Below are 6,343 nucleotides of genomic sequence, written 5' to 3'. Positions count from 1 at the left end.
GAATCCAGCACAGTCGCTGAAAGCTGCAGCTTCATGCTACCTCCGGCTTGTTGTGGGTCCCCTCAGTCTTCCGCCTGTTGTCAGTCCTGAGAAGACCCCTCAGCCCACCAACCGTCGAGCGGCCGCCGAGTGCTCGGCGATCAGCGCTTCGAGATCGAGCCCGACGACGGCGCCGTCTTCTACCCGCCACTGCCCGCCCACCATCACCCGGTCGGCGCGGTCCGCACCGCACAGGAGTAACGCGGACAGAGGGTCGTGGCTCCCGGAAAATCGGAGATCATCGAGGCGGTACATCGCCAAATCTGCCTGTTTCCCCACCGCAATCTGGCCGATATCGGCACGCCCCAGGGCCGTCGCCGATCCTCGGGTGGCCCACCCCAGCACCCGCTCCGGGGTCACTTGCTCCGCGCCGTATCGCAACCGCTGGAGATAAAGGGCCTGACGGGCCTCCATCATGAGATTCGACCCGTCATTCGAGGCCGATCCATCGACTCCCAGCCCTACCGGAACCCCTGCTTCCTCCAGCTCCACGGCGCGGCAGATCCCGGAAGCCAGGCGCATATTCGACGTCGGGCAGTGTGCCACACCGACGCCGGCTGCACCCAGCCTGGACACCTCATCGTCATCGAAATGGATCCCATGAGCCAGCCAGGTTCGCGGCCCTAACCACCCCACGCTCTCGAGGTAGTCGACCGTGCGAAAGCCGAATCGCTCCCGGCAGAACTCTTCTTCATCCAGGGTCTCGGCAAGATGTGTGTGGAGCCGGACGTCATGCAGATCCGCCAGCGCCGCACTTGCCTTCATGATGTCCGTAGTGACCGAGAACGGCGAACATGGCGCGAGCGCGATCTGGATCTGTGCCCCGTTTCCCCGCTCGTGGTACCGGGAAATCAGCCGCTCGCTGTCGGCCAGAATCACCTCCGCCTCCTGTACTGTCCGCTGCGGCGGGAGACCGCCGTCGTCCTCGCCGAGAGACATCGACCCGCGGGTCAGGGTGGCGCGCATCCCGAGACGCCGGACGACTGACACCTGGACGTCGATCGAGTCCTCCATGCCGGTAGGGAACAGATAATGGTGATCGGCGGCAGTGGTGCACCCTGAGAGCAGCAGTTCGGCGAGCGCCGCCGTAGTGGCCAGCTCCAGGTCCCGTGGAGTGAGGCGCGCCCAGACCGGGTAGAGATTCACCAGCCACGGGAACAGCGGCACATTGACCACCGGAGCCCAGGCCCGCGTGAGCGTTTGATAGAAGTGGTGGTGCGTGTTGATGAGGCCGGGAAGCACTGCATGATCCCTCGCCTCGAAGACTGAATCGTACGGGACCGTGGGGCTCGCTCCTTGACCGACAAGCTCCACGATGGTGGAGCCCTCGATCACCAGCCCTCCGCCGGCGTCGTCTTCGTTTGCCGTGAAGATAGCCAACGGGTTTCGGATCCAGATTCGTACAGACATTGCGTTCTCCTTTGTGAAGGCGAAACGGCACAGGACCACCGAGACGACGGCGGCGTGTGCCGTCAGCTCAGTGGTCCTGTCTGCTGATCCAGGTAGGGATCCCTGCCTGCCTCCTGGTAGAGGCAGGCAGGAGATTTTAGTGCTGGTGGCCGGGCGGCTCGTCGCAGATCTTCCGGATGTCGTCGACGCAGCTGATCTCGCCCTTGTCCAGCTTCTCCTTGACTACAAGGTACTGGGCGGCGGTCACCACGGGGATCTCCGTGCCGTCCGCAGCGACCAGCTTGCCACCCTGGAAGCTGTCGCCGTCCTGCAGCGCGGCGAGTTCATCCTCCCGCACCATGCGCGGCGGGCTGGCGACGAAGACGGAGGCGCGCTCCGGGTTTCCAGCCTTCAGGTGGTTGAAGAGCAGGTTCATCAGTACGGCCATGATTGCCGCGGAGCTGATGCCCGAGTGGAAGATGATGCCGAACCAGGTGGGGAAGGCGTCGTAGAAGGTGGGGGCGACCACGGGGATTGTGCCGAAGGCGAGCGCTACGGCAACGATCACCAGGTTCATGTTGCCCTCGTAGTCGACCTTCGCCAGCGTGCGGATCCCGCTCGCTGCCACTGTGCCGAACAGGACGATTCCCGCACCGCCGAGCACCGGGGTCGGAACTGCCGCAACCAGGCGCCCCAGAATAGGCAGGAGTCCGAGGACAACCATGATCAGACCACCCGCGGCGACTACGTAGCGGCTGCGAATCCCCGTGATGGCTACCAGACCCACGTTCTGGGCGAAAGCGGTCTGCGGGAAGGAGTTGAAGACGGGGGCGAGCGCGCTCGAAAGCATGTCAGCCCGCAGGCCGTCGGCGATGCGGCGGGAATCAACCTTCGTCCGGGCGATTTCACCCACGGCGAGGATGTCCGCCGTCGTCTCCGTCATGCAGACCAGGATCACGATGGTCATCGAGATGATCGCAGCGACATCGAACACCGGCCAGCCGAAGGCAAAGGGCTGCGGGAAAGCGAAGATCGCGCCGTTGCCGACGTTCGAGAAGTCAGCGAGGCCAAACAGTGCGGCGATGATGGTGCCGGCCACGATGGCAAGCAGGATCGAGAGGCGGGAAATGGCTGCGTTTCCCAGCTTGCTGAGGAGAAGCACCAGGGCGAGGGTTCCGGCGGCCAGCGCAATGTTGGTGAGGCTGCCATAGTTGTCAGCGTTCCGGTTTCCTCCCATGGCCCAGTTGGCCGCAACGGGCATGAGCGTGAGCCCGATAGTGGTGATGATGACGCCGGTAACAACCGGCGGGAAGAACCGAATGATCTTCGCAAAGAATGGTGCGAGGACGAGACCGATCGCCGCTGCTACGAGGACCGCGCCGAACACCGTCGGCAGGCCTCCGCCACCGCTGATGATCGCGGTCATGGTGGCGACGCCGGCGAAGGAGACGCCCTGAACCAGCGGAAGCTGCGAGCCGAAGAACTTGACGCCGTAGCTTTGCAGGATGGTGGCGGCTCCACCGACGAAGAGGCAGGAGGCGATCAGGACGGCGATGTCGTCCTGCGAGACGCCCGCTGCGGTGCCGACAATGAGCGGTACCGCGATAATTCCGCCGTACATGGTGAGGACGTGCTGAAACCCGTAGGCGAATGATCGACCAAGCGGCAACCTTTCGTCCTCGGGGCGGCGCTGGGACTTGGCTTGGTGTTTCATGGAACTGACTGCTTTCATGAGTATGACTTCCTTGTCTCACATGAGTAGTTGGTTGAACGGCCGGACACGTGCAGGTGTCCGGCCGTTCGCGTTTGGGGCGGCGTTGTCAGGTTTCCGCCCCAACCGTTCTCAGCAGAATCCGGGGATGTTTGCCCAGATTGCTGCCTCGCTGGAGGAGGCACCGTCCCGCTCGCGTTCGACGGTTGCCTCGATGAGCCCGTACGGCCGGTCGGCCGCAAAGAACACTTCGCCGGGGTTGTCGAGACCGAATGGCTCGAGGTCCACGAGGAAGTGATGGTTGTTCGGCAGGGAAAGCTTGATCTCCTCGATCTCGGGGTGTGCTTCGAGCACCTGCTTGCCCATCTGGTACATCGTCTGCTGCAGTGCCAGGGAGTGGGTCTGGGCAAACGCGTCAAGGAGGATCCCGCGGACACTCGCGTAGATGGCATTGAAATCAGCAGTCGTTGCATCCGGCGTGTACCGCCAGCGGGCGGTAACGTCGGTGGCCAGGATGCGATCCGTGGTTTCCTGCAGCGTGGTGTACCGGTCACGCGGGAAGCCGTGGAACTCGGAACCGGTCGACTTCAGGACCGTAAGGTCCTGGATGCCGGCAACGATGTGCCGTACACCTTTTTCGATGAGCAGGACGGCGGTGCGGGTTTCCGACTTGTTCCGGGCGAACGCGTGATCGTGATCGTTGATGCGCTCCCAGAAATACTGCTCCGCCTGCCAGCGCCCTCCGGTAACCCAGTCAAAACTCTCGGTGAAGTGCTTGCCGAGGCGCAGCAGGAACTGCTCCGGTGATCCGATGCCATCACGGGCGAAGGCGTACACGGTGTTCTTCTGGGTGTCGGTGGCAACAACCTTCGAGTTATCGCCCTCGGTGTGAGCGGACTCAAAGTCCCCGTGCAACTGCGAGGTGACGTTGAGGTCCTCGATCGAGTGCCGTGCGGTGTCCCGCGTGATCTTGACGAGTCGGCATTCGGCCTTCCCGTACTGGTTACGGCCCAGGATGATGCGGCCGGTACCGGCTGCGGACTCTCCTGAGGGCGTGGTTGCGGGGGTGTTTGATTCGATGGTCGGTGTCGTCATTGTCAGCTTCCTCGGTAGGTGGAATAGGCGAAGGGACTAATCAAAAGCGGCACGTGGTAGTGCTGTGCCGGGTCGGTGAGTTCAAAGATTAAGGAGACGGACGGAAAGAAGGTTTCGGTTCCGGCGGCAGCGAAGTAGCGGCCGGTTTCAAAATCGATCCGATAGGTTCCAGCCTCCACGGCCTCCGGGCCCAGGGAGGTGATGCGGCCGTCGTCGTCGGTGATTCCTCTGGCAACTTCCCACCAGCCGTCCGGCGTGTGCCTGTCCAGCCGAGCGGCTACGCCGACGGCCGGACGGCCGGTTCCGGTGTCGAGCACGTGGGTGGTGATGTGGCTGCGGTTCATACGGCAAGGACCCCCTTGAGTCGAAGGACGGCGATTTCGCGCAGTTGCTGGGAGACGATGACCAACTCCTGCTCGGGCGTATTGTGCAGGCGCTGGTTCAGCGCGGTGAGGATGTCATCGGCGCTTCGTCCTGCGGCCCGGATCAGGAAGACCCTGCCGAACTTCTCCTCGTACGCGCGATTTCCTTCGAGGAGTGCGTTTTGGGTTTCGACGGCGGTGCTGACGCCGGCCTGCTCACCGCGGGACATGGTGGCTTCAGTGGTGTTGCCCTGCGCCCGCTCCCCGATGCGCGGGTGGTGCGCCAGTGCGCCGTCGATTTCGGCTTCCGTCCACGGGTGCGCTGCTGTCTCGGCAAACGCAATCAGGTCGGCTTCTGATGAGAAGGGCCGCGCATCAACGATGGCATCGATCCATCGGGGAACATCGACGCAGGGAGCGAGCTGTGCGGCGGCTTCTGCAGGGGAGCACGTATTGAGGGTTTCAAGGCGCATGGGTGTCAGCTTTCGTTAGAGCGCTATCGCCGGCGCTGAACACCCTTACCCTCGAATAAATTCGATTTGACTCGATGTCCCGGCGATAGTTAGAAACCAGGGGATTTCTATATTGTGGAAGTTTGTTTCCGATTTGATTGTAGTCCGCGTCACACGGTCGTTGTCAAGAGTTATCCGGATCACATCATAGATCCGCACCCGCGCAGGGGGCTACCGGTGCGCGAATAGGAGAAGATGGGCCTATGAATGCCACCGATGCCCTGAACGAGATTGCCTTCTGGCTGGAACGGGAACTGGCTCCCAGCTTCAAGGTCCAGGCGTTCCGGAAGGCCGCCGCCGCGATTGCGGACCTCGACGCCGAGGAGCTCGCACAGCGTGCCCGCGACGGCCGGCTCAAGCGCATGAAGGGGATCGGCGCGCGCTCGTTTGAGGTCATCAGCCAGGCGATTTCGGGTGAGATCCCGACCTATCTCACCGATCTTCGCGAGCGCTCGCAGACAGCTCTCGCGGACGGCGGCTCGGAACTGCGTTCCCTCCTGCGCGGCGACCTGCACAGCCACAGCGACTGGTCCGACGGCGGCAGCCCCATTCCGCTCATGGTCGAGGCGGCGCGCGCCCTCAAGCACGAATACCTTGCCCTCACCGACCACTCCCCCAACCTGAAGATCGCCAACGGCCTCACTGCCGAGCGTCTCACCGAGCAACTCGGGATCGTTGAACAGATCAACAACGACGGCGGTGACGGCTTCCGCCTGCTGAAGGGAATTGAGGTGGACATCCTTGAGGACGGCACGCTTGACCAGTCACCGGAGATGCTCGGGCACCTGGACATCGTCGTAGCCAGTGTCCACTCCAAGCTGCGTTCGGACCGCCGCACCATGACGGCGCGCATGCTCGGCGGTATCCGCGACCCCCACACCAATGTCCTCGGGCACTGCACCGGGCGCCTCGTACAGGGTTCGCGGGGGCAGCGCCCACAATCCGAATTCGACGCACAGAGGGTCTTCGCGGCCTGCGCCGAAAACAACGTCGCCGTTGAAATCAACTCCCGACCCGAGCGTCAGGATCCTCCTGATGACCTGATCCAGGTGGCACTCGACGCAGGCTGCCTGTTCAGCATCGACAGCGACGCCCATGCGCCAGGCCAGCTCGATTTCCTCCAGTACGGCGCAGAGCGAGCCGAAGCCAACGGCGTCCCCGCGGACCGCATCATCACCACCTGGCCGTTGGACAAGCTGCTCACCTGGGCACGCTCCTGAGCTGAGGGCAGCCTG

General features: G+C 63.3%; 6 protein-coding genes. 1 reads left to right on the top strand and 5 read right to left on the bottom strand.

What is annotated here, in order from left to right; genetic code table 11:
* Positions 1 to 99: 99 nt before the first annotated feature.
* The 5 genes from RIF85_RS13940 to uraD form a co-directional block, all read right to left on the bottom strand.
* The gene (locus RIF85_RS13940) at positions 100 to 1,449 is read right to left on the bottom strand and encodes an 8-oxoguanine deaminase (protein WP_309072502.1); all 1,350 of its coding nucleotides are present in this window, start codon (positions 1,447 to 1,449) and stop codon (positions 100 to 102) included.
* A gap of 136 nt (positions 1,450 to 1,585) precedes the next feature.
* The gene (locus RIF85_RS13935) at positions 1,586 to 3,160 is read right to left on the bottom strand and encodes a nucleobase:cation symporter-2 family protein (protein WP_309072501.1); all 1,575 of its coding nucleotides are present in this window, start codon (positions 3,158 to 3,160) and stop codon (positions 1,586 to 1,588) included.
* Between the two features lie 111 nt (positions 3,161 to 3,271).
* Positions 3,272 to 4,234 carry a factor-independent urate hydroxylase gene (gene pucL, locus RIF85_RS13930; RefSeq protein WP_309072500.1) on the bottom strand — a complete coding sequence of 321 codons (963 nt, stop codon included), beginning with the start codon at positions 4,232 to 4,234 and terminating at the stop codon, positions 3,272 to 3,274.
* 2 nt (positions 4,235 to 4,236) lie between these two features.
* A complete protein-coding gene (gene uraH / locus RIF85_RS13925; protein ID WP_309072499.1) occupies positions 4,237 to 4,578 on the bottom strand; it encodes a hydroxyisourate hydrolase in 342 nt (113 codons plus the stop codon).
* Positions 4,575 to 5,069 carry a 2-oxo-4-hydroxy-4-carboxy-5-ureidoimidazoline decarboxylase gene (uraD, locus tag RIF85_RS13920; RefSeq protein WP_309072498.1) on the bottom strand — a complete coding sequence of 165 codons (495 nt, stop codon included), beginning with the start codon at positions 5,067 to 5,069 and terminating at the stop codon, positions 4,575 to 4,577. Before uraD ends, uraH begins: the two co-directional genes overlap by 4 nt.
* Before the next feature lie 242 nt (positions 5,070 to 5,311).
* Between uraD and RIF85_RS13915 the strand changes: the two genes are divergently transcribed.
* Positions 5,312 to 6,328, top strand: a complete 1,017-nt coding sequence (locus RIF85_RS13915; protein WP_309072497.1) for a PHP domain-containing protein — start codon at positions 5,312 to 5,314, stop codon at positions 6,326 to 6,328.
* Positions 6,329 to 6,343: the final 15 nt, after the last annotated feature.

This window comes from Arthrobacter sp., from assembly GCF_031179385.1.
Lineage (GTDB): Bacteria > Actinomycetota > Actinomycetes > Actinomycetales > Micrococcaceae > Arthrobacter_D.
This window is presented reverse-complemented; position numbering and strand designations above follow the sequence as displayed.